25 protein-coding genes and 2 pseudogenes are annotated in these 24,394 nt (G+C 38.9%); 5 read left to right on the forward strand and 22 right to left on the reverse strand.

Going from position 1 to position 24,394, the window contains the following annotated elements; translation table 11 throughout:
* Positions 1-2: 2 nt before the first annotated feature.
* The 5 genes from SUN_RS12745 to SUN_RS12765 are packed head-to-tail and all read right to left on the reverse strand — an operon-like array spanning position 3 to position 2,828.
* Positions 3-293, reverse strand: a complete 291-nt coding sequence (locus tag SUN_RS12745; protein ID WP_012084222.1) for a helix-turn-helix domain-containing protein — start codon at positions 291-293, stop codon at positions 3-5.
* The gene (locus SUN_RS12750; protein WP_012084223.1) at positions 280-627 is read right to left on the reverse strand and encodes a type II toxin-antitoxin system RelE/ParE family toxin; all 348 of its coding nucleotides are present in this window, start codon (positions 625-627) and stop codon (positions 280-282) included. Before SUN_RS12750 ends, SUN_RS12745 begins: the two co-directional genes overlap by 14 nt.
* A gap of 25 nt (positions 628-652) precedes the next feature.
* Positions 653-2,260, reverse strand: coding sequence for a TraI/MobA(P) family conjugative relaxase (gene traI, locus SUN_RS12755; RefSeq protein ID WP_012084224.1), 1,608 nt, complete (start codon positions 2,258-2,260; stop codon positions 653-655).
* Positions 2,257-2,610, reverse strand: a complete 354-nt coding sequence (locus tag SUN_RS12760; RefSeq protein WP_012084225.1) for a plasmid mobilization protein — start codon at positions 2,608-2,610, stop codon at positions 2,257-2,259. Before SUN_RS12760 ends, traI begins: the two co-directional genes overlap by 4 nt.
* Positions 2,607-2,828 carry a hypothetical protein gene (locus SUN_RS12765; RefSeq protein ID WP_012084226.1) on the reverse strand — a complete coding sequence of 74 codons (222 nt, stop codon included), beginning with the start codon at positions 2,826-2,828 and terminating at the stop codon, positions 2,607-2,609. Before SUN_RS12765 ends, SUN_RS12760 begins: the two co-directional genes overlap by 4 nt.
* Before the next feature lie 156 nt (positions 2,829-2,984).
* On the opposite strand from SUN_RS12765, the gene SUN_RS12770 reads away from it, so the two are divergent.
* A complete protein-coding gene (locus SUN_RS12770; protein WP_012084227.1) occupies positions 2,985-3,500 on the forward strand; it encodes a hypothetical protein in 516 nt (171 codons plus the stop codon).
* Positions 3,501-3,506: 6 nt separating this feature from the next.
* Here SUN_RS12770 and SUN_RS12775 read toward each other — a convergent pair whose 3' ends face one another.
* From SUN_RS12775 to SUN_RS13425, 4 genes and pseudogenes are all read right to left on the reverse strand, one after another.
* Positions 3,507-4,115, reverse strand: a complete 609-nt coding sequence (locus SUN_RS12775) for a hypothetical protein (RefSeq protein ID WP_012084228.1) — start codon at positions 4,113-4,115, stop codon at positions 3,507-3,509.
* Positions 4,109-4,609 carry a hypothetical protein gene (locus SUN_RS12780; RefSeq protein ID WP_012084229.1) on the reverse strand — a complete coding sequence of 167 codons (501 nt, stop codon included), beginning with the start codon at positions 4,607-4,609 and terminating at the stop codon, positions 4,109-4,111. The genes SUN_RS12775 and SUN_RS12780 overlap by 7 nt, the downstream gene beginning before the upstream one ends.
* A gap of 68 nt (positions 4,610-4,677) precedes the next feature.
* Positions 4,678-5,778 (reverse strand): tyrosine-type recombinase/integrase, encoded by a 1,101-nt coding sequence (locus SUN_RS12785; protein ID WP_012084230.1) that lies wholly within the window; start codon positions 5,776-5,778, stop codon positions 4,678-4,680.
* A gap of 503 nt (positions 5,779-6,281) precedes the next feature.
* A pseudogene (locus tag SUN_RS13425) lies at positions 6,282-6,467 on the reverse strand (ATP-binding protein); the annotation flags it as partial.
* 38 nt (positions 6,468-6,505) lie between these two features.
* Here SUN_RS13425 and SUN_RS12790 point away from each other — a divergent pair.
* Positions 6,506-7,711: an IS256 family transposase gene (locus SUN_RS12790; RefSeq protein ID WP_011980440.1), complete on the forward strand. Its 1,206-nt coding sequence runs from the start codon at positions 6,506-6,508 to the stop codon at positions 7,709-7,711.
* A 245-nt stretch (positions 7,712-7,956) separates the two neighbouring features.
* Here SUN_RS12790 and SUN_RS12795 read toward each other — a convergent pair whose 3' ends face one another.
* From SUN_RS12795 to SUN_RS12845, 11 genes and pseudogenes are all read right to left on the reverse strand, one after another.
* A complete protein-coding gene (locus SUN_RS12795; RefSeq protein WP_012084231.1) occupies positions 7,957-8,868 on the reverse strand; it encodes a hypothetical protein in 912 nt (303 codons plus the stop codon).
* A gap of 105 nt (positions 8,869-8,973) precedes the next feature.
* A complete protein-coding gene (locus SUN_RS12800; RefSeq protein WP_012084232.1) occupies positions 8,974-10,071 on the reverse strand; it encodes a linear amide C-N hydrolase in 1,098 nt (365 codons plus the stop codon).
* A gap of 21 nt (positions 10,072-10,092) precedes the next feature.
* Entirely contained in the window at positions 10,093-11,973 is a 1,881-nt protein-coding gene (locus tag SUN_RS12805; protein WP_012084233.1) for an amidohydrolase, read from the reverse strand.
* A 16-nt stretch (positions 11,974-11,989) separates the two neighbouring features.
* Positions 11,990-12,205, reverse strand: coding sequence for a hypothetical protein (locus tag SUN_RS12810; protein WP_041672798.1), 216 nt, complete (start codon positions 12,203-12,205; stop codon positions 11,990-11,992).
* A 166-nt stretch (positions 12,206-12,371) separates the two neighbouring features.
* Positions 12,372-15,239, reverse strand: a complete 2,868-nt coding sequence (locus SUN_RS12815) for an Ig-like domain-containing protein (RefSeq protein WP_012084234.1) — start codon at positions 15,237-15,239, stop codon at positions 12,372-12,374.
* A 9-nt stretch (positions 15,240-15,248) separates the two neighbouring features.
* Positions 15,249-15,848 (reverse strand): outer membrane protein, encoded by a 600-nt coding sequence (locus SUN_RS12820; protein WP_012084235.1) that lies wholly within the window; start codon positions 15,846-15,848, stop codon positions 15,249-15,251.
* An 84-nt stretch (positions 15,849-15,932) separates the two neighbouring features.
* Entirely contained in the window at positions 15,933-16,619 is a 687-nt protein-coding gene (locus SUN_RS12825; protein ID WP_012084236.1) for a response regulator transcription factor, read from the reverse strand.
* Entirely contained in the window at positions 16,612-18,180 is a 1,569-nt protein-coding gene (locus tag SUN_RS13245) for an ATP-binding protein (protein ID WP_158298200.1), read from the reverse strand. Before SUN_RS13245 ends, SUN_RS12825 begins: the two co-directional genes overlap by 8 nt.
* Positions 18,181-18,750: 570 nt before the next feature.
* Positions 18,751-19,937 (reverse strand): annotated as a pseudogene (locus SUN_RS12835) (IS256 family transposase).
* Between the two features lie 203 nt (positions 19,938-20,140).
* Positions 20,141-20,332: a transposase gene (locus SUN_RS12840; protein WP_083760499.1), complete on the reverse strand. Its 192-nt coding sequence runs from the start codon at positions 20,330-20,332 to the stop codon at positions 20,141-20,143.
* A gap of 104 nt (positions 20,333-20,436) precedes the next feature.
* Entirely contained in the window at positions 20,437-20,670 is a 234-nt protein-coding gene (locus SUN_RS12845) for a hypothetical protein (protein WP_148154719.1), read from the reverse strand.
* Between the two features lie 111 nt (positions 20,671-20,781).
* Between SUN_RS12845 and SUN_RS12850 the strand changes: the two genes are divergently transcribed.
* The 3 genes from SUN_RS12850 to SUN_RS12860 all read left to right on the forward strand — a co-directional run bounded on the left by SUN_RS12850 (position 20,782) and on the right by SUN_RS12860 (position 22,802).
* Positions 20,782-21,231, forward strand: a complete 450-nt coding sequence (locus tag SUN_RS12850) for a toxin-antitoxin system YwqK family antitoxin (protein ID WP_012084238.1) — start codon at positions 20,782-20,784, stop codon at positions 21,229-21,231.
* Positions 21,232-21,236: 5 nt separating this feature from the next.
* A complete protein-coding gene (locus SUN_RS12855; RefSeq protein ID WP_012084239.1) occupies positions 21,237-21,911 on the forward strand; it encodes a M48 family metallopeptidase in 675 nt (224 codons plus the stop codon).
* A 429-nt stretch (positions 21,912-22,340) separates the two neighbouring features.
* Positions 22,341-22,802: a globin gene (locus SUN_RS12860; protein ID WP_041672801.1), complete on the forward strand. Its 462-nt coding sequence runs from the start codon at positions 22,341-22,343 to the stop codon at positions 22,800-22,802.
* Between the two features lie 6 nt (positions 22,803-22,808).
* Here SUN_RS12860 and SUN_RS12865 read toward each other — a convergent pair whose 3' ends face one another.
* Positions 22,809-23,744 (reverse strand): bifunctional methionine sulfoxide reductase B/A protein, encoded by a 936-nt coding sequence (locus tag SUN_RS12865; protein WP_041672802.1) that lies wholly within the window; start codon positions 23,742-23,744, stop codon positions 22,809-22,811.
* A 91-nt stretch (positions 23,745-23,835) separates the two neighbouring features.
* Positions 23,836-24,315, reverse strand: coding sequence for a crossover junction endodeoxyribonuclease RuvC (gene ruvC, locus SUN_RS12870; RefSeq protein ID WP_012084242.1), 480 nt, complete (start codon positions 24,313-24,315; stop codon positions 23,836-23,838).
* Positions 24,316-24,394 lie beyond the last annotated feature (79 nt).

The following is a 24,394-nucleotide window of genomic DNA, read 5'->3' on the forward strand; positions in this document are numbered from 1 at the left end:
TACTATCTTAATCCAATATCCAATCTAAGTCCCAATGCTTCTGCATATTTCATCACCGTACCAAGATTTGGCATATAAGTATTGTTGAGGCTCTCCAGTCTGGAGATATTGGACTTTGAAGTACCGATTTTAAGGGCAATTTGCTCTTGGGTAACTCCTTTGGCAAGTCTGGCGGCTACAAGCTGCTTTTTGATGTCAAAAAGTGGAGCTAAAGCATCGTATTCTGCTTTAACATCAGTGTTTTTCAATGCCTTGTCTCTAAAACTTTTAAATGTAGGTCTATTTTTTTTCATGGTTTATCTCCTTTTTTCGCTTTAAAGCGATTTCAAGATCTCTTTTGGGTGTCTTTTGATCTTTCTTGACAAAAGAGTGCAAGATAATGATCTTCTGTCCTTTTTGATAACAATAGATACTTCTACCTATGCCCTCTTTGGCTTTGGCTCGTACTTCAAACAAACCATCATTAAGTGGTTTTGTGTACGGCTCTCCAAGCTGAGCCCCTGCCATCTCTATAAGTTCAAAGATATGCAACATCTTTGCTAGGATCTTTGGAGGTAGTGCAAAAGTCTCAGCCTCTACGCTCTCATCAAAAAACTCTATTGTCCAATTCATAGGATATGTTATCATAATAGATAACCTTTGTCAAATTGCATCATCTTTGCATTCCTTTCTTCGGTGTTTTAGTTATGTCTGCTCTTGTCTGAGTTTCTGTTTTAATTTTCTGCATCTGTGGATCTGCAAAGTTCACTTTTAGATCATACTTTTGTGTTGCCATAAGTACACGCTTTTTAAATTCAAGATTACCTTGAATATCTAAAGTATTACCATACTTGGCTACTGCCATTTTAAGAGACTGTAGCATTGCTTCATCACTCTTGGACTCCAAAGAGAGTTTAAGATGATCTCCTTTGTCTGTGACGGTGGAGTTTTTACCTACTTGATAAACTGCGTTACCCTGTTTGGTAACCTTGGATATGAAGCTCTTAAAGATAGAGTGTGATACTTCTTTCTTAGGGTGCATAAGCACTTTATCATCTGGTTTGATCTCTTGTTTCTGTTTTCGGAGTTCTTTCAATGCTCCCTCATCTCCAGAGAGTGCCAATTCCATTAGGTACTCTTTGTAAGATGTCTGTTTTGTACTAGAGTAGATCTCTTTACGCTTTTTGGAAAATGTCTCATTAAGAGCTGTTAGCTCTGCCTTGCGTTGTTCATGGACTTTTTTCTGTGCTTGGGCTTTGTGTCGTTTATTGATAAGAGGATCTGCCTTGATTTTATTAATCCGTGCTTCATATTTCTTTTTGAGTTGTTCTCTAATCATTGTTCTGGCTAACTTTTCAAGTCTTAACTCTTCTGTTTTAGTGGATCTCTTTTGTGTTGATAATTCCTGGTATCGCTTCCAATACTCATTTACTGGTCTGCCGAACTTCTTTTTTGGAGTGGTAGTAATCTTAGAGGTCTTGAACTCTCCATAGCGTTTCTCCAGCTTACCTTTGGATAAGTCTCTGTGAACATCGGAGGCTTTTACAAATAGTTTCCTAGTCTTGTCTGCAATGACAATACCGTTACCTCTAGGTTTTAGCTCCAGATTATGATCGGCTAATACCTGGTGTAAATCCTCCAAGGATGATTTAGGATCTTTGAGGATCTCTTTGATGTTGTCTAAGGCTTCCTCTTTGATCCATGTCAAGAGGCTATCTACTCCAGAATGTATCGCTATATCTTTTGGTTTTGAATGTTGTTTAGGTTTAAATACAATGCCGGCTTTTTCTAATAAATAATTTGGTGTGTGATTGTCTTTCTTTAGTCTATGTTTCTCCTCAAGTTCTTCAGCTTTTTGATGAAGTTTTGGGATGTCTCTATGAGGATCACTACGATTGAGTGTTATGGGATCAATACGGCTCACGGCAATGTGTAGATGATAGTTTGCAGTATTGGTATGTGTAACACTTAGTCTAGGGTGTTCTGCCATGCCTATACTTTTAAGTAGCACATTTTCGATATCTTGTAGTTGTTCGTAAGAGGGCTTTTCGGCTTCTGGAAATGACACAACAAGATGAAGGGTTTTGTCTCGTGTGGTTCTTTGGTTTAGAGATTGCATAGACTGAATAAAAGCTATATTTTGTTCGGTGTTATCATAGGGACAGTTTGAAAATGTAATTTCTTCTGCCTTTGCTCCGTCGTTTGATTTGTCAAGTATATAATTTGCCAGTCCACCAAAGGATCCAGTGCCTTTTTTGGCAGCGATTTTTTTAACGATCATAGAAGTTTTTGAGAGGTAGTAAGGATCTTTTGTGAAGTCGCTTCAATATCATCTACTAGATGCTCTACACTTGTATAGCTTCTGTTCCCAAGATTTACTTTTGTATCTTGGTTTGCGGTAAGCCAAAGTTTGAATAATCCACCTAAACGATTGAGATTTTTGTGTATAGATACAAGTTCCAGAAGTACCCTTTGGTCTGCTCTGCATGGTGGCAGTGGATAGCTTAATGCTAAATTCCTCATAAATTGAGATTTTTTAATGCCATAGTTCTCTGCTTTGAGAGATATTATATGGTACTCATCTTCGGTAAGCCGAGTATCGATATGATGCGTCTGTCTAGATTTTTTCATGCTGTTTGAATAAGGTCACTCATCCATTTTGCTACTTCTACGATAGGGTAGAGCACTCTGCCTCGTATCTTTTTGTAGGATATGCCTGTACCTTCTCGGATATCTCTATCCAAGGCACTAAGGCTTCTATTGGTTAATTCTGCTACCTCTTTTTTTGAGAGCATCATTTTTTTAGGATGGATATTTTTAACTTCTTCAAGGGCTTCTATGTATGTCATTTTATATTTTCCTTCGTAAAATTGCCATATATGCTAAAATATATGAAGTAGTGGCAGTATATAGTTCTTAAACTTAAATAAATATGATTTAGCCATATTTGCGTAAAAAATAGATAAAAATGATATAATTGCGAATATATAGCAAAGGAAATTATTTTGAAGCAGTCGATTAGTAAATTATTGGATATATCTGAAAGAAGTTATTACACATGGAAAAAAGAGAATAGACCTATTATCGAATTTCTTGAAAAGTATTTTACGGAATCTGATTTAGAAGAATTTCTTCAAACAAATAGTATAAGTCGCTTAGAATCTGATAATACCGATATGGAGTATATGCTTATAGAATATGCCCGCTTTAATCTAAAATTGAAACTTGATTTGATCTTGCTAAAGCCACTCTGGATAGACATCTCCAAAAAATTTCCTAAAAAAATCTTTTTAGATGTTATTAGTGAGATTAGAAACAGTCCAAAAATCGATATAGAAAAATACAAAAGTAAAGAGTATTTACTAGAAAAGTTTGAAACACATAAACCTGTACTCGGAGGATGGAACAAGAAAAACAAGGAGTTGGTTATTAGGTTGATTAAAGAGAACCTTTCAAATCTAGACTGTTATGTGCTGATTAAATATCCTGAGGAGATATTGCCTGAAAGTGGGGATAAATAATTTTATTTATGTATCTAATTTTAAATTAATTATTTCAGTATATAAATCTATATCAAGATTTGTTTTTAATTCAGAATCATTTTCAATTGTATTGATTATATCATTAAATGTTATAAGAAGTTTATTATAATTTGACTTATCAACTTCAGGATCCTGATTGAGAAGTCTTTTAAATCTTATCAGATATTTATATGTTTCTTTTAGTTCATCTTTTGCAAAAATTAGAAAAACGTTTTTATTTTCTGAGCCGTTAGAAAGAAAAGATAGAATGAGGTAAATATTTTTATATAACCTATCAAAGTTAGAACTAAAGTTTTCCTCATATTGTTTTTTTTCTTTTTGTGACATGTTTTCATTTATTTTAATACTACCACTTAGGAGTTCATCATTGAATAAATTTTTTACAATATCGAATGTCCATGCGATTAATCCTAAGCATAGTAAAACAACAGGAACAGTTATAATATAATTTTGTTTAAATATTTGAATTGTGTATAGTGCAACAAGGGGACAAAAAATCCGTATAAAATTTTTGGAGTTTTCAGATTGTATTTTTTGGATAGAGAGATCAATTTTTTCTTCTAATTTTTTATATAGAGAATAATTGGTTAACATACTTTTTTAATCCTATCAAAGTTAGACTGAAATTCTTCGGAAACACTCTTATGTTTTTGTGGTGTTTTCTCAACTATTAAATCAAGTTTATCATCAATAGCAGAAATAATTTGTTTTTTACAATATATATCTTGTTTTATATGATTAAAACTTGAATCTGAAATCCGGACACCTTGTTTACTCTCTGCTTCTTTTAGTAAATCAAATAAGACAGATAATATCTTATCTGCACGAGTAGAAATTTTATAAACATAATTTTTTTTGTTAAAAGTTTTGCGTTCTTTGATTAAATTTGTAATTTCTGTTTTAGAAACCCCTTTAACATTTTTACTATTTAGTCTTTGCCTTAAAATTTTAATAGCACAATCAACACATTTTCTTGAAGAACAATAATTTGCTTTGCCGATAAATCTTAATACCCTGTAAAAGTTAATATAGTTTGTGTTTACAATATTTTTCCCAATCAGTTTATAATAAGTTTTAAAGGGAAACATATAAAAGCCTTTGCTAGTTTAGATTATTATTTAATATGAAGTATAGCAAAAATATTTTTATATAACAACTATAAAAAACTACCCATCAACTCATGCACCATCTCTTTCCCGCTATCCGGAGCCAATTTCGCATAGCGTAAAGTCTGCTTGATATCTTTGTGATTGAGCAGCTTTTGAATAGTAAAGATGGGAGTACCTTTAATAGCCAGTTGACTTGCAAAGGTATGTCTGAGTGTGTGAATCACTACACGGTTTTTTCTGTCATCTGCATCTATTCCTACATTGAAAAGCTTGGTAAGCACTTTTGAGAGTTGCCTTCTAAGCGTTCTTTCGTTCATAACTATAAGTTTATCATTTGGTTTGAGGTTGGCAGTTCTTTTTATGAGAATCTCTTTGAGTGTGTTGTCAAAAAATCCTCCATAGGTATCTTCATTCTTGATATCGTTAAGAGTAATCATATTGTTATTGAAATCCAGATCTTTCTTTGCAATAGCCATAATGGTACCAAGTCGTCCGCCTGTAGAGAGGGAGAGCAGAGTAAAGAGGTACAGATCTTCATTCTCTTTTACTTCTTCAATCAAAGCTTTAATCTCATCTATTGAAAGGAAACGCTCTCTTTTGTTATCAATCTTTTGCTCTTTGATCCCTTTGACTGGATTAACGCCAGAGAAGAGATCTTCTGCAATAGCATAGTTGTAAACAGCTTTGATGAACTGAATATACTGATTGACTGTTTTTGGTGCTCTTGATTGTGCCATATCTGTCTGGATAGCCAAAATATCATTTTTGGTAATGCTGTAGATATCTTTGGATCCGATGTATTCTTTCAGTTGGCTTTTGTATCTATTTTTGGTTTGCTCGTTTGTTTTGTTGTGAAGCTCTTTTGATTTAAAATATTTGGTGACGATCTCATCAAAAGTAACGATCTTTCTTTTATGGGTAGCATTGATAATAGGTGGCTGTTCTCCAAGTCTTATTGCATTGACTGTTTCAAGCAGCTTCTGGTTGCAGTAGTTCTCTCTGATTCCTTCGCTGTATTTACCAACTTTTATTTCTCTGAGTTTACCATTTTCTCTATAGCGGATATAATAGACTTTATCAGGCTTGTTATTGGTGGTGGTTTCTAAGTAAATAACATTTTTATATCGTGTCTTAAATCGTTTTGCCATTTCATATATCTTTAGATTGATTTGAGTAATTATAGTCAAATCTTCCCCACATATTCCCCACACCAAATGAGAAAAAGTGAAAAAAACTGATATGAATTGACATTTTCTTTTTGGTGTCTCACCTTTAAAATGTGTCGGTAAAACCGTGCTTTGAAGCAGATTGACATACTAAGCTATAAAGTGACAGATAATCTACTGGACAAATCCCCCTCTCCCGGCCATCAAACTATATAAAATCCTTTCAAACATCGATAAGACAGTACTTTGATACTCTGTTTAAGTTTTAAATTTTTGCTACTCTGCTATCCTATTGCTACCCATTTTTTTAAAATCGATATTTTTTAGAACAAAAACCACTTCTTTTTTGCATGCCGATTGGCAATGATAATGAGATATCTTCAAAATAAGTGAGAATTTAGTGTCAACCGCGGAGTTAAATTAGGCAGTTTTTCATGAGTTTTTTTCATGAAATGTAACCTCAAGCAACACGTATATTTTTAGTCTTATTTTTTACTCTTTTTAGGTTCAACTTCATAAAGATCAGAACCATTCATTTCTTCCTCCTTTTTTTCTTTTAATCGATAAGAATCTCCAAGTATATTTATCACATGAGAATGATGTAAAAGTCTGTCTAAAATAGCAGTAGTCACTACTTTGTCAGGGTAGCGTAAAAATATTTCTGTAAATTCCAAATCAGCTATGATAAAAAGAAAAAGGAATCATAGCAATGGAAGTAAAAGAAAATAAGATAGAGTTTGACCTGCAGGAGTTGGCACCGCTGTTGATAGCCAATAAAACAGAAGGATTTAGACAGGTAGGAGAGAAGATCCTCAATGCGATATTGGAGAAGGAGTTCGAAGCCTTTATCGGTGCAGGTCGTCACGAACGCAATGAAGAGCGAAAAGATTACCGTAACAGCTATAAAGAACGACAGTTAAAGACAACCCTGGGTCAATTGAATCTGTTACGTCCCTATGCCAGAAGCGGAAAGTTTGAAACCAAACTCTTCGAGAACTATTCCCGGATCGATAAAGCCTTGGTGTCGATGATCGTTGAGAGTTACCTCAAAGGGGTTTCCACCAGAAAAGTAGAAGCAGTGGTCTCGGCACTGGATATTGAACTTTCTCATAGCACGGTCAGTAACCTGAGCCACGAACTGGATGAACTGGTCACAGAATTCAAAACTTCACCGCTAAGATCCTACTATCCCTACTTGTACGTGGATTCACTCTATCTGAAAGTCTTTAACGGTTCACGGTTTGTCTCCAAAGCAGTGATGATAGCCATAGGAGTCAATGAAGAGGGATACAGAGAGATACTCGATATTGCACCAATGGAAAGTGAAGCTGTCTCAACGTATGAAGATTTCTTTGATGGTTTAAAAGAACGGGGAATAAAGAAAGTGGATCTTATTATCTCTGATGGACACAAGGGGATCAAAAAAACTGCCAGTGAAAGTTTCGTAGGCTCAAGCTGGCAGTTATGCTCGGTACACTTTAAGAGAAACCTCATGAAAGTCGTACCTCAAAAGGATATCAAAACTATCCTTGAAGAGATAAATGTGATTCTGCATTCCAAAACTATGCAGGATGCTATTGACTATGCCAGCGGTATGGCTTCAGCCTATGAGATCTCACATCCAAAACTGATCAAATACCTGACCAAGAACCTGATGGATGTACTGACATTTCTGGCATTTCCAAAAGCACATCATAGGAAAATTCATTCTACAAATGTATTAGAGCGATTTAACAAGGAGGTAAAGAGAAGAACGAAAGTGGTAGGTGCTTTCCCAAGTGACAACTCAGTACTACGCCTGTTGGTGCCCCTGGCAGTGGACACCAATGCCAAGTGGCTGGATAGAAAGTATGTTTCTTGGAATAATTTGGTACAATCTGATGAGGCTGAGGAAGAATTTACAGAAAATTTTTGACGCTATCAATAATGGTTTTCAACATCTGTTTCAAATTCAAGTGTTTTACTTTTACCTTTTTGGATACTAATGGCATTAGTGCTTCTCTCAAACAATTTTAACAATAATTTGAAACAATATAACCTTACTATAGAACAATGGAGTCTATTGGCAGTCTTGTGGAGCGAAGATGCTCAAAAACAAAAAGCCCTGCAAGAAGCTCTGCTTAAAGACAAAGCAACAATTAGTTCTTTAGTTTTGGCTAACTACAGATCACCAAACGGATTTTTGATGATGAAATTCGCCTGGAACATAAGGGTTGCATCACTACCGATATTATCTGGTGAAATCAATGTTTTCTGATACTCAGCCATCAGCATCACAGGCATTGGACCGATTTTTATCATCTTTCCTATTCCAAGAGCAATAGGCAGAGTCAATTTATTGTCTTTTTTGGCATTCCAATCATAGGTTATATGCGGAGAAGCACGAAGCTGCCAGGCATTTGGCAAGTTTCTAACAATAAAGTATTGCATATCTGTATGATTCAGATCTTTATCATGAGCAGCTTTAATAATAGGATTGTCATTTGATTTTCCATCATCCTTAAAGCCCCACCAGTGCTGTATGTGCGTCCCAATGGTCCAATCTTTGTTTGCCCATAGAAGCAATCCTGTGGGACCAGCCTGATACTGATGAGAACCCAAAAGGTCATTGTTGGATGTTGGGAAAATAAAAGTTAATCCAGCACCCCAAGACCAGCCAAGTTTGTTTACCTTACCTACACCTATTGGTAAAATCAAGTCACCAAAATCTGAAGATTTATCAAGTCCTATACCAACCGGAGCCGATGGTGTTCCTCCAATGTAATAACTATTACCTAAACTTGCTGTCGGTCCTTTAATATAAGTGACAACAGGACGTGCAAATGCAGTATACCCACCCTCCAAAGGTACAGGAAGTACCGGTTGGAACAGAGTTGTATCAATAGTTGGATTGCCATCTATCAGGTCACCGCTGAGTTTCGTATGATTATATTGGAACGAAAGATTCCAAATCTGCGCCAAAGGATTTGCCAACTCCTGACTCAACTCCTCCATACTCTTCTCATCTGCCTGCAAGCCCATAGGTAACATACATAATGCAAGTATGCTTGCTGTCTTTATTATTTTTATCATCCTTTCTCCCCCCTTTTTATACTATTTAATTTTTTCATTGAAAAAACACTTCATCATCAAAACACTCTGAGAACAGAGTGTTTTAGAAATAAAGCACTATTCAAATTACTTCAATTCTTTACTGACATCCTCAAATTTCTGTTTCGTTAGTGTATGCAGTTTTACGATCTTTTTTGCATTAAAGTCAAACTTTTTCATATCAACCATCTTTATGTTCTGGTCATCATAGGTTTTATAGTAGAAACGAAGGTTCTTGGTGTCACGTACGACGGTCAGCATGGTATAGTCAGAAAAGATCTTGCCTTCTTCCACTGTTCTTGCCGCACCCACGGGAATGTCGAAACTGTTGAGGATGTGGAACATCTGCATCACACCGCCTTCTGCCGTTTTGGCCGGGATCGTACTACCGGCGAATGCCGCTGCTCTTACGAAACGTGACGGAGGTGTGAAGTCACCCGGAAGACCGAGCATACCTGCACCCTGTCCCAGAGGCTTGAGCTCGACGCCAAAGACTTTTTTGCTGTCAGGAGTCGTATGACCCAGTGTGACATAGTTGCGAAGGTTCATCATATGCCAGTCGAAGGTAGGCGAGTTGGTGATGACGCCAATAGGATTGTCATATACTTTCAGCTTGCCGTCGATGGGTTCAAAGACAATGCTCTTTCCTGTCGCGTCATAAACGATGAAATGGAAAGGTTGTACTTGTGGAGGAAAGCCCGGTGTCAATACAGGCGAGATCGCTACTTTGTTGTTCTCCAAAGCTTTTTTCACATCATCTACATTGTCGAACATAGAGAGTATCCACTGTACCATATCTGTGGTGGACATAGAAATGGACTGGTTCTCTTTGGTCGTGACAGAATATTTGGCAAAACCGGGGAAATAGAAATTCGCACATACCAGTCCCTTCTCATTCATTCCGTCCACGATGACATCGTAATCAGCGATGGTCATTCCCACTGAAGCATACTTGGCCGTCCAGGTTTTACCCGGTCCCATAGTCGTCATACCCGTGAACTTGTATCCGCGCGGCACGAAAGCCGCACTGGTATCGATCAGCACACCGAATTCAACCGTACGTCCGTTGATGGCCGCTTTGTCCTCGGTAACGATCTGCGCTCCCGTACAGGCGCTTGCCGTACTTATTCCTATTGTTGTAACCGCTACTGCGATCAATCCTAATGTCTGTTTTTTGAAGTTCATTTTTGTTCCTTTGTATTAAATTTACTTGTTTTGGCAAAAACCGTTAAATGCTTCTGCTGTATTCTCAAATTTTTTCTCTTTAGCCAATTCCCAAGGTCTTTCACACTTATTGGTTTTGGCACACCACTTGAAACCGGCTGTCCCTATACACCCGTGTGCATCTTTGTCTCCTCCGATAAGTTTTGGTTTTCTCATTTTAAGATCACCTCTAAACACAACGCCTGCAACTTCGATATCTTTAATATGCATCTTTTTTACTTTAAAAGGATTTTCGTTAAGGAGTGTAAAGTTCGCTGTTTTACCTGTTTTGATAGATCCGATTTTATTTTCAAGATTTAATGTTCTTGCTGCATTAATGGTGATAGCCTGCATTGCGATAAAGATATCAATACGTTGATCCTGGGAAACAGGTGTCCCTTTATCTGTTACTCTATTGACAGCTGTCCACACAAGTGTCAGTGGTTCAGCTGGTGCCATAGCAAAGTCTGAATGGAAGGAAAATGGAATATCCCTGTCTTTAAGAAGCTTCATGGGCACCAGGTTTTTTGCTCTTTTTGGTCCTAAACCATATTTGGAATATTTTTCTGATAATGCCCATAAATAGTATGGATTCACAGATGCTTCTATGCCGAGTTCTTTCATTTCATCTGCCTGATCAGCAGTAAAATACCCTAAATGGTGAAGCGTTAATCTATGATCTTTTCTTGGGTTGCGTTTTTGCATCTCTCTTACCGTGTCAATACAACGTTGAATACCCAAATCACCATTGGCATGAATATGAATTTTATACCCTCTGTCCCAGTAATAATTCATCTGTTCTTTAAATATTTTAAGGGGTGTCATCCATTGCCCTTTAAAACCGTCTGTGTATCCATCTTTCATTTGCATTGCCAACGAGTAAATGGCACCATCTGCAAACAGTTTTACCTGTTTTGGTAATATTTTTATATTATCAGTATTGTATTTAGCAGGCGTCTCCTCCATAAACTTTGTTGCTTTTTCCAAGCTGCCTTTTACAGCGGTCAATGATCCGGCATTTAAAATGTTATAAATTTCATAAGCAGGTTTTTTATCCATTTCAGATTTTAAAAGGTTATATTCCATGTCAAAATCTACATTGGGGAAACCTGGTTCATCTATTGTAGTAATACCGTTTTTTTCGATAAGCTTTCTCATGTCGGCTAAGCCTTTTTTATACTTCACAGGATTCAGCATAAATGGTGCGATTTTGGGACCAAGAGCCTGCCATCCTCCTTCAAAGAAATGCCCTTTGCTCCATTCTACTTGAGGGTTGCCTTTATAATCTTCTTCTTTGATTTTCATCAGTTTTATAGCGGCATCATTTAAAAATACTTCATGAAAAGAGCGGTGAAGTACGGCAACGGGAATGTCAGGAGATATTTCATTGAGTATTTTTCGGCTCATCTCCCCATGCCAGAGTGGATGATAGCCCCATACAAACAGCACATCATCCTTTTTGCCGTACTTTGCAATAGATTGTTTAAGACGTGCTATATAGGCATCATGCCCCTCAACCCCTTTTTTAATACCATCAGGCACATTCCAGTCGTGTGGTGCAACAATATCACCAGAGAGTAAAATGGCGGCGATAAGAGGATGTAAATGTGGTTCGATGAAGCCAGGCATCATTGTTTTACCTTTGAGGTCAACTTTTATGGTTTTTCCTGCAAAGTTGTTGACTGCAGAAGCTTTGTCTCCTGCATAGATGATCTTTCCGTCTCTTTCAATGAGCGCTTCGACATACTCTGGCTTGTCACCCTCCATCGTGATGATGTCACCGCCGTAGTAGAGTGTCTGCTGTAATTTATCTGTTGCTGCTGCCGTAAGATTTGCATTGCCAATCATAGCGAGCAACCCAACCGTAAGAACTTTTTTTAACATGTTGCCACCATTTAAATTAGAGTAGCGCTTTGACAGCGTTTACTTCCATCTTTCTTTTCTCTTTTTTGATCTTCTTGTCTACATTGAGATCGGTTTTTTTCTTTGTATCATCTTTTAACTCTTTTGTTTCATGCTTCACATCATGCTTTACTTTGTGCTTTACTGCTGAAGTTGCCATATTGGCAAAGAGTGTAGTCCCGAAGAGCGTGGCTATGAGGATGGTTTTTTTCATTTTATACCTTTCTGGTTTTTTACCTCATTAGTATAGCAGAGAAAAATATGGAGATAGTATGGGGAATAATATTTTCTATATATATACCCCGATAATAAATTTACTGTTGTTTCACGTACCTCTTACACCTGAAGTCGGGGTACGTGAATCTATAGAATGTAACTTCTCACTCTGCATCAGAAACGTGTAAAAATTCTCTTTCACTTTTGATACCCTGGAAAGTTACTGTCAATTCAGCAGTGCCAGTACTAATTCCTTCCGCTCTATTATCAGTATCAATAACTGCCACTTTTGTATTTAGACTCTGTATATGTACCTGATCTGTCACATTTTTTACTGTGGAGTCTTCATAAATAACAGTAACTTCGTATTGCTGTGTCGTTCCAAGAGGAATAGTAATATTATTTGGTGTTATTTGAACATTTTTTATTATTTTCCCTTCAACAGTCACCACGGCAGTGTTGCTGGTTTTTCCATCAAGCGTAGCCGTAATGTTCGCCGTTCCATGTTTCAGTGCATGTCCCAGGCCTCCATCTTCTCCGGATGGAACGATGCTTACCACATCCGTATTGTCCGAGATCCAGGTTGCCTGGGATGTCACATCATGGCTTGAACCGTCCGAATAGTACGCAATGGCCGTGAACTTGTCCTCTGTCCCTGTCGGTACCGTCACCTCTGCCGGTGTGATCTGGATGCTCTGCAGTTCTACTGCCGTAACAGTTAAAGGTGCCGTATCGTTTTTACCTTTGTAGCTCGCCTTTACCAGAGTGCTTCCCGCATTGATTCCGGTGACCTTGGCAAGATCCTCACCGCTTGTCCCAATGGTTGCAATAGAAGTGTCCGCTATGCTTAAAGTACTGAAGGCAGTAACATCTTTGGTAGTGGAATCATCGTAATATGCCCAGACTTTGTAGGTTTTATGCCCACCTACCGGTATTTCCACGGTATAGGCCGGAACAAGGTGGATATGCGTCAACGCTTTGCCCGTAACAGTCACCACGGCAGTGTTGCTGGTTTTTCCATCAAGCGTAGCCGTAATGTTCGCCGTTCCATGTTTCAGTGCATGTCCCAGGCCTCCATCTTCTCCGGATGGAACGATGCTTACCACATCCGTATTGTCCGAGATCCAGGTTGCCTGGGATGTCACATCATGGCTTGAACCGTCCGAATAGTACGCAATGGCCGTGAACTTGTCCTCTGTCCCTGTCGGTACCGTCACCTCTGCCGGTGTGATCTGGATGCTCTGCAGTTCTACTGCCGTAACAGTTAAAGGTGCCGTATCGTTTTTACCTTTGTAGCTCGCCTTTACCAGAGTGCTTCCCGCATTGATTCCGGTGACCTTGGCAAGATCCTCACCGCTTGTCCCAATGGTTGCAATAGAAGTGTCCGCTATGCTTAAAGTACTGAAGGCAGTAACATCTTTGGTAGTGGAATCATCGTAATATGCCCAGACTTTGTAGGTTTTATGCCCACCTACCGGTATTTCCACGGTATAGGCCGGAACAAGGTGGATATGCGTCAACGCTTTGCCCGTAACAGTCACCACGGCAGTGTTGCTGGTTTTTCCATCAAGCGTAGCCGTAATGTTCGCCGTTCCATGTTTCAGTGCATGTCCCAGGCCTCCATCTTCTCCGGATGGAACGATGCTTACCACATCCGTATTGTCCGAGATCCAGGTTGCCTGGGATGTCACATCATGGCTTGAACCGTCCGAATAGTACGCAATGGCCGTGAACTTGTCCTCTGTCCCTGTCGGTACCGTCACCTCTGCCGGTGTGATCTGGATGCTCTGAATGGTTGTTTCTATTACATTTAATGTTGCATTATTGCTGACTATACCCTTAAAAGTTGCTGTAATTATGCTTGTTCCAAGATTCAATGTATTTGCCATGCCGGCATCTGCACTGCTGCTGTTGATTACTGCAACCGAGGTATCTGAACTTTTCCATTTCACAAATCGAGTCAGGTCAAGGCTTGTATTATCAGAAAAGATTCCAATGGCACTGTATTGTACTTGTATACCCATTGGTACGGTTTTAACTATAGGTGATATATAAATACTTTTCAGTGATGCTTCTGTAACTTCAATTTGTGCAGTATTACTTTGTATTCCTTTGTATGAAGCTTTTATTGTAGTTTTACCTATGTTCAATGCCTGTGCATACCCAGCAGTAATTCCTGATGTTACTATATCCACTATGGAACTATTACCAGAAACCCATGTTGCTTGGTTTGTGATATCTTGACTTGTGTTGTCAGAAAAATACATGACAGCTGTATAAGTTCCTGTGGTACCTTTTGGAACACGTGTGTCTGCAGGTGTGACCTGCAGACCTGTTGCCCTGGCTGCTGTAACTATTAAAATACCTTGATTGCTTTTTACAGTGGAGAAAGTTGCATAAATCTTTGTAGTTCCAATATTTAATGTATGAGCAACACCAGGGTGCATACCCTGGCTCTCTATGGTAGCGATTGAAGGTTCTGTGCTTTCAAAATTTGAAAATTGTGTAAGATCCGAACTGCTACCATCAGAATAAAGACCTATTACTTTATATGCAACACTAATACCTTTTGGTACGGTTGTTTTTATCGGGGTTAGCGATAAACTCTCAAGTGTTGCTGCTGTTACTTCTACTGTAGCGGTATTGCTTTTTATTTCATTATAGGTTGCACTGACGGTTGTCCTTCCGATCTCTACAGCTTTTGCAAAACCTCCTTCCTCACCTGATACATTTATTTCTACGATTGAGTTATCTTCTGATTTCCAGGTAGCCAAAGGTGTGATATCCTTGATTGTGTTATCACTATAGTAGGCGATTGCTTTATATTGTCCAGTTGTTCCTTTTGGAACAATAACATTTGATGGCGTTATCTGTATAGTTGTAATTGATGGTGTTTTGCCGCCGCCACCATCACTGCCATCATCAAGTTGATGATCAGAAGATATTCCGCCTGTTCCGCAGCCAGATAGAAAAAAAAAGCTCATTGTAAAAGCAAGTATCAGTGTAATTATTTTAATATTGGTTAGCTTCATTGTTTATCCTTAAAACTTATATGAGACACCGAGTGTCCAAATATCTGAATCAATATCATCAAGTTGCGCTCGATAATCGAATCCTGTGTCATTGTACAAAAAGATATAATCTGCAAATAGTGATAAATTTTCACTCAAATTATATTTTGCACCTAAGCCCCACTGAAATGCACTTTCATAAGCATCCCCCTTCTCTAGATTTTTAAGCATCAAACCGCCATATCCAAGCAGTGCGTAGAGCGTAAAATTTCCTATGGGATACATTGGTTTAATATAAGTACCCCAACTTGAAACATCATCATTGTAATCGTCGATGATATTACCGGTACTTCCAGGTTTATAACTTGTATTGAGTCCAAAATTGTAACGACCTTCAAATGCAATATATTTGTTATACTGGTAACCAATCTGCAATACTAATGCATTGCTTGAAATTTCTTCATCAGTATAATCATCATTGACAAAGATATTGCCAAAAGCCAAACCAACATAGATGCCATTCTCTTCGGCTATTTCAGTCGATGGGGTAGTGGTTGACACAGGCACTATGTTTCCATCTGCTACTGATATAGTAGCCAGCAATGTCAAATTAAGAATGATTTTTTTCATATTCTCTTTTTTCCTTTAAGTTTTATGGCAAGTATAACAGATGAAAGTATGGAGATAATATGGAAAATAGAGACTGAAATATAGTCAGATTAACAATCTATAGCCAAGAGCGTAACTGTTTTCTATCAGAACTATTTTTCGTCCTGCCTTTTCGGAAAGTTTGGCATGCAATCTGTAGATTAGCTGAGAAAGTTTGTTGGGGTGGGTCTTGTCTATCTCTTCATCATGCCATATATTTTCGATAAGTCTCTCTTGCGAAACAAAATGTTCGACAGGGCTGGTCAACAGACCGATAAGAAGTTTCTCTTTTTGTGAAAGTTTGACAAGGGTACCCTGGTAAGAGAGCTCGGTATAGCCTTGGTTCCATATAAAACTGTTTTTTAAATGGATCAGACCTTTTGTCTTTATCCGTGCTATCAGCTCATGCATGGTTTTTCTGAAAATATCGTCTTTGATGGGTTTGACAAGATACTTGGTAAGACCCAAGGGTATCGCCTTGAGGAGTTTTTCTTTGTCGGAGTGTGCAGTCAGTATCATCACAGGAGTCTCACTGTCCTCTTCCCGTATGGTTTTGACCATTTCAAGTCCATCGATGTAAGGCATGTTGATATCCAGAAGCAATACATCGGGCTTCTCTTTATAGTAGAGTACCAATGCTTCTTTCCCATCCTTCGTCGTGTACACCTTACGGAAATACTGTTCCAGGACCAAAGCATAGTTCTCTCGTGTGACCTGGTCATCCTCGGCATAGAGTATGGTCAGTTTAGGCATCTTTGTTCTCTCCTTTTGGAAGCGCGATCTCAAACAAGGCACCACCCTTGACATTCTTCACACGCAGGCTGCCGCCCATGCTGTTCTCCGTCAGCAGTTTTGCCATATAAAGTCCAAGCCCCGTACCTTCATGTTTGAATTTGGTTGTATAGTAGGGTTCAAAGATACGGTCGATCTCTTTTTCTTCAATCCCTCCGCCATTGTCCCGAATGGAGAGTAGTGCTTTTCCCTGATGTGATTCAACGCTTATCTCTATCTTTGGATCAGAGGTTGATTTTATTTTAAAATTGTCCATGGCATTGTTCAGAATGATCAGTATGACCTGGATCAGTTCTTTTTCGTAAGTATAGACCCAACTCTCTTTATTGGCGTTGATGGAAACCTTGATGTTTTTACTGTAGATGCCTGTGAGATGCAATGCTTTTTCTACACATGCTTGCAGTAAAACAGATGTTTTTTGCTTGTTGGGGTGAAAGAAGTGCAAAAAATCCTCGATAGTATCGGACATGTACTGTGTATTCTCCTCTATGCTGTTCAGTTTTTCTGTAAGCTGCTCTTTTTGTGCTTCATTTGAATCCAAAAGCATCTTCATCACCGTAATATTTGAATTGATCCGGGAGAGTGGCTGTCTCCATTGGTGTGCAATGTTGCTGATCATACTGCCCATCCCGGCAAGTTTTGCCTGTTTTTCAAGTAATGCTTTTTGTCGGTAACGTACCTTGAGATGATAGTAGAGGAACCCAAGAAGTAGCAGAAGTGCCCCGGTAACGATCTCGATGAGTAGACGGTAGTCCGGTTTGACGACTTTCTCCGCCCGCATCCAGTGACCGATCATTCTGGTTTTTTCAGCTGTAGAAAGGTTGTCAATGGCTTTATTGAAGATGCTTTTTAACAACACATCTTCTTTGCGTAGCCCCACATGTGCTCTCATGACAAGCGGATAGACTTTTGTATTGATCTTCAGCTCACCTACATGCTCTCTTCTTATGGTATAGGCAGCGATCCGGTAAATATCTATAAAGGCATAGAGTTCACCCTTGGCTACTTGGGCAAGACCGTCTGCTGTTGAATCTACTTTTTGTAACTGCAGTGAAGGATATGTGTTATGCAGATAGGCGATCATATTTTTATAATGTCCGATGATACCGACAGCTTTGCCATTTAGTACTTTCATATCACGGATAAAAGGTGTCTGCAACTGTGTTACCAGGGCAACGAAATCATTTCCATATTCATGGGAGAGAGCTATGTCGGAAAAGGTATTGGGAGTTCCCAAGCTGACTACGGCATCCGCCTCTCCCTCTGTGACCATTGTGACACAGGCTTCCATATCAGGTTTATGGACAAAGCGCATCGGTACACCGATCTTTGATGCAAATACTTTGTAGAAATCATATAGAATACCGAAAGTATGGGTTTCATCATGGCCTATATAAGGCATCCATTCACCATAATCACAGACGATGACCTCTTTCTTTTTGGAGAGATAGTCTTGTTCATCTTGTGTGAAATTTATTTTTGTATTACTTGGTATGCTTTGATCTGCAACTAGATATGTCACTGTATAGAGAAGCAGTAGAGATAAGAATATTATAGATTTAATCATAATATACGATACAATTCCCTCTTTTTATTTTATACTCAATTTAATTTTTCATAGTATATCTTATAATTTAATAAACTATCACATGAGAAATAGTTATTGTTTTTTTAAACAAAAGAGGAACCAAATATCGTATTTTGAAAACCTTATAAAATAGAGCCACTTGCAGATTCAACATTACAAAGTGGCTTATTTTAAATAGTCTGCAATCAACCATTGAAAAAAATTGATTATGAGATTCTTCTACAACTAAAAAGCTAAAAACTGTTAAAAAACCTATTTTTAGGGCGTGCTTTATGGTTTAGATTTGAGTAAATGGTGTTTTTGACTTTAAGTTTCGCCAATTCTAATCACTAACGCAATTTCAGAGACTGAGTTATGCAAACAGATAACACAGCAAAAGCTAACACAGAAGCTACCTTTTGGGCTCCCTGATAATAGATCTTACTACATCCATAACTGTCCTTCAAATAGGCATTAACTCTTTCAACACTGGTTCTTTGATTATAATGCAGATCATCTGAATTATTATAAAGTTTGAGTGACCTCAAAGAAGATAGCCAATTGAGAGATGGTCAGCGACCAGTTTCTCATTGGCATTGTCCATTTCTTCTGGGCATTTTGAATCCCCATATATAACAATTTTAACAAAGAATTTTCATTAGGGAAAGCGCCTTTGGTCTTGGTCAGTTTCCTGAACTGACGATGTACTGATTCAATGATATTGGTCGTATAAATGATGCGTCTAATATCTTCAGGGTATTGGAAATAGTGAGAGAGGTTCTCCCACTTGTTCCTCCAGGACTGAATAACAATAGGATACATCGTTCCCCATTTTTCTTCCAATCTGTCAAGCTCTACTTCTGCAGCTTCTTTGGAGATGGCTTTATAGACCAGCTTCAGATCTTTCATGAACTCTTTTTGGTTTTTGGAAGCTACATATCTTAGAGAGTTTCTGATCTGGTGTACAATACAAAGCTGTACTACTGTTTTGGGATATATAGCATTAATGGCTTCGGGAAAGCCTTTTAAACCATCAATTGAAGCGATGAGTATATCTTCTATACCTCTTTGCTGCAAATCGGTCAGAACCTGCAGCCAGAAGTTGGCACCTTCATTCTCTGAAAGGTAAAGACCCAGGATCTCTTTTTTACCATTAAGGTTGACTCCGAGTATAGTATAAATGGCTTTGGAGATATATCTGCCATTCTCTTTGATCTTATAGTGTATGGCATCCAACCATACAAAGGGATAGATACTTTCCAGTGGACGTTGCTGCCATTCTTTGAGTAAGGGTATGACTTTATCTGTGACTGCACTGATCGTAGCTTTGGAGAATGCCACACCATAGAAATCTTCAATATGTTCGGATATTTGTGTATAGCTGTTCCCTAGAGCATACAGAGATAGGATCTTTCTCTCTATTTGATCACTCATATGGGTTTGGTGTTTTTTACGAACTGTGGTTCGAAACTTCCGTTTCTGTCTCTGGGAACTTCTAGATCAAATTCACCTACAGAGCTTTTCATTGTCTTGGAAGATTTACCGTTCTTACGGTTCTTTATTTCATTGCCAAGATGGGTTTCAAGTTCTGCTTCCAGTGCAGCTTCTGTGAGTTGTTTGATCAGTGGTGCAAGTACACCATCTTTACCATCTATTGAAGCACCAGATTTAATCGCCTCAAGTGCTTCATCCAAATCGAATGTCTTTTTCATTTGTCTTTCCTTTAGAATTTATTATTCTATCGGATTGACACAAAATTTCTAACGCTCCCCATTCTTACAAAATGCAACAAGCAATCTCCTTTTATGATGTACAAAATTGTGAAATCGTTTATTCTTGCATTCTGGAATTAATGTACTTGAGCTATTTACGGATTTGGGATATTACAGTAAAACTCACTCAATATTTCTTTTTTTTAGATTATTTTTACCTTTTGAAGCCTTATAAGCTGTTCATACCTGAAGAGGTTGTAGTATTTTTGGAGAATCAGGATTTTAAACATCATCAGTCTGTCGAATGGTGGTCTTCCTCCAGGTGCTTTTGATTCTATGTAGAGTGCCTCTTCTATAGGTTTACGAAATATCTCCCAGTCAATAATCTTATCCAATTTATTTAGTGGTGGCTGATGAGCATTGATCTTCTCTAATTGGTTCTCATAATCGAACAGTCCTGGTATATACTTTTCCCTCTACTTCTCTTTGATTATCTATTTTACCATATCGGTGATTTGGGATGGGTTTTTAGAGGTGCCCTAATAATATTTCCTCTTTGGAGCTGCGGAATACTTGCCGTTGTACTTCTAAAATCTGCCAGTTCTACCTCAATACTGTGTTCCGGTTGGCGTATGACATTGACACTGTCATATGCAGTTATGTCGGAAGCAGAGCAATGGATGAAGACCCTGTTCACTCTTCTGTTGGATTTGATAAATTCATTGACCAGCATGACAATTTCCTCCTCTTGTTCTTTATAGAATAGCAAAATGTCTCTTTCCTATAAAACCAAGCAATTTCGTAGTATACTAATATCACTGAAATTTACAATAAGGTTTTTTATATGAAAGTGTTTACTTCTGTTCTTTTTCTATTTTCCATACTTTTTTTCACAGGATGTGAAAGCCCGTATCTTGGCGGTAAAAAGGTACACAAAGAGTATTTCACCAACGGGCAGGTACGGAGCGAGTTTATCATGACCGACAACACCAAGATGAATGGTACACTGAAAAAGTACGGTACCAACGGAAAACTGACCTCCGTTGTCAACATCCGAAACGGTGTCAAGAATGGTATGGAAGTGCTCTACGATACAAAGGGTCTTGTGTTGAGACGTACACCGTATGTCAATGGAGAAAAACAGGGAAATCAAACCTTTTACTACCCCAACCAGGATGTGCTTGCGACCATCCCTTGGCGCTCTAATAGAAAGGATGGTATCGCGGTCATGTATTACCCCGACGGTTCCGTAAGGCAGAAAGCAAAATACAAGAACGATCAGCGTATCTACTGAGTTCCATGAACGGAATTCTGCCCCAATATACCCACATCGTCAAACCTGCACTCCGGCATACTTACCTTTCGTTCGATGAAACCGGCAATCTCATCATAAAATCTCCCGGAGTTTCCCAGCGCTACATCGAACAGCTCCTGCTTAAAAAAGCGAACTGGATCAGCAGATCCAGAAAGAAGATATTGCAAAAAAAAGGGAAAGCACCAGACTTTGCAGAAGTAAGTGAACTCTACTACAAGGGGGTTTCCTATCCTCTCAAAATGATCTCTCATAAAAAACAGCGGACAGAGCTGTGTTTTGAAGAGGAAGTATTTTTTCTTTTCTCCAATAGGTATGATACGTCACTGTTTCAAAAACATATAGACCGATTCTACAAAAAAGAAGCGGAAATATACCTACCGAAGCTTGTGGAGAGATATGCCCAGCAGATGCTGCTCTTTCCCCGGGAGATCCGTTTCCGTAAGACTAAACGGCAGTGGGGTAGCTGTTCAGGCAAAAATATGCTCAGTTTCAATACTATGCTGATGAAACTACCTGAAGATGTGATAGAATATGTAGTAGTACATGAACTTGCCCATATCAGGTATAAACACCATCGGAAGGATTTCTGGAAGCTGGTGGAGAGTCATATGCCCGGGTACAAAGAGTGCATCAAAGAACTTCACAGCTATACTACCTAAGGAGACTTTCATCGATACCGTATATCTTTTACTTTTCCTCTTCATTGTTCTCATAGGTTCGGTTTTTACTTACATCTACTACCTCAAAGAAAAAAAAGAGCAGCTCGATGCCATCAAACGTGGTTTCTGCCCAAAATGCCATCAGAAGAGCATCGAGCTGACCGACCAGAGATCAGGGGGATGCTCCGGACCGAAGATCCTCTCTTTTGAATGTACTGAGTGTGGATACTACAACAGCTTTTCAATGGAAAATGACGGAGGATGCGGGAGTGGAAGGTGTGGGTGAAATGCTAAGTGCTAAGTGCTAAGTGCTAAGTGCTAAGTGCTAAGTGCTAAGTGCTAAGTGCTAAGTGCTAAGAAAAATGACATATTTTGCTTACGATGTCAAGTATTTTTAAATACACTATACAAATTTTAAAAGGATTTTTTATGCTATTCTCTGCCAGTACCCTGGACTTCTCCGTACTTCCCTACGAAGAAGGGGTGACCCGTCCCGTGACAAAACCCGACCCGGGGTTTCTTGCCGATATAGGCGAAGAGGGGATGCGGGAGCTTTTTGTACGCTTCTATACCTGTCTGCATGAAAGCCCCATAAAGGATCTTTTCCCGGAGGACTGGGACGACATGCTCAAGGCGGCGGATAATTCTGCAAACTTCTTCATCCAGATCTGCGGTGGTCCTGACTACTTTACCCAGCATAAAGGCGCACCTCAGATGAGAAAAAAGCATACTCCTTTTACCATTATCCCCGAAAGCCGTCTAGACTGGCTTGCATGTTTCAGAGAAGCACTGCAATTAATCATCGAGGAGAAGCAGAGCAGTGAAGCGCATATCCAGAGTTTCTGGAATTACCTGAACTCATTTTCGATCTGGATGATCAATGCAAGATAACAGTTTTTAATCGAAACGTTTGACCTTTCGGTGACAATAGGGCTTTGAACCTTTGCGTTCGTAATAATCCTGGTGATATGCTTCGGCTTTGTAAAACGGTTTTTTATCAAGCACTCTGGTAGCCACATCATAGCCTTTGTTCTTCAGGATCTTTATCAGTCTGTTCACCGTTTGCCGCTCTTCGCCATTACTGACAAAAATGGCAGAGAGGTACTGTGAACCGATATCGGGCCCCTGTCCATTTTTCTGGGTGGGATCGTGGATCTCGAAAAAGGTCTTTGCCAGCGTTTCATAACTGACCTGAGAGGGATCGTAAAGCACTTCCACGGTCTCGATATGTCCCGTCGGAGTGTAGGAGACCTGCTCATAGCTCGGGTTCTTGACTTTTCCGCCCATAAATCCGGAAGTGACCTCTTTGACTCCTTTGATCTTTTCGAGATAATACTCCACGCCCCAGAAACAGCCGCCGGCAAAATAGGCACGCGCCATTTTAGTTTCCACGACCTTTTTCTTTTTGTCAAAATTCAAAGAGACAGAGTTGACACAGTGCCTGACATTCTTTTTTGTCAATCCCTCTCCCCTGAATACATGTCCCAGATGGGCACCACAGTTGGCACATACGATCTCCATACGCACACCATCTCTGTCAGGCACCTCTTTAACCGCTCCCGGAATGGCATCATCAAAACTCGGCCATCCGCAATGACTGCTAAATTTGTCATCGGACCTGTAAAGTGCTTTGCCGCATACTTTACATTTGTAAACACCAACTTCTCTCATATTGACATACTTCCCAGAAAAAGCCCGCTCAGTCCCCTTGTCATTGATCACATGCTGTTCGAAAGGGGTCAGATTTTTCAGCTTTGTTTTCCATGGTTTAGACACTTCTGCTTGTAAGAAAGTGAATAAAAGTAAAGTAATCATTAGTAAATATTTTTTCATAATTAGACCTCATATAAAATATTGTTTTGCCCATTGAGCATTAACAATCGTATTATAAAGAAGAAACGTGTAGTATGAATGCAGTGAAGTTTTACTTCTTCCGCATCTTCACTCTCTGAAGATGTGTTATGGCGATCGCCATCGCATCCGTGATATCCAAAGGCTTGATCTCTTTTTTGATCCCCAAAAGCCTTTTGACCATGAATGCCACCTGCTCTTTGGTTGCTTTACCGTTCCCTGTGACCGCTTTTTTCACTTGAAGCGGTGTGTATTCATAAAAATAGCCTATCTCCTGAAGTATCTTCAGAGAGAGTGCACCTCTGAACTGTGCAAGTTTGAGGACCGACTGCGGATTGTAAGCAAAAAATATATCTTCGATGGCTACTTCATCGATCTGATGGGCCTTGAGAATGATATCGATCCCCTCTACTAGTTCGACGATCTGCTCCTGAAGCTCTTTTGTCTTGATCTTGAGCAATCCCGCTTCCACAAGTGAAAACTTTTTTCCGTCCCAATGGAGGATGCAATAGCCTAAATTACGGCTTCCGGGGTCGATTCCTAAAATATTCATTCACACCTTTGTTCACATAGTGAATAAGAGTATTCACCATCTTTTAATGGCCTTATTTTAGCTAATCTAAGCTAAAATA

The organism is Sulfurovum sp. NBC37-1 (genome assembly GCF_000010345.1).
GTDB lineage: Bacteria > Campylobacterota > Campylobacteria > Campylobacterales > Sulfurovaceae > Sulfurovum.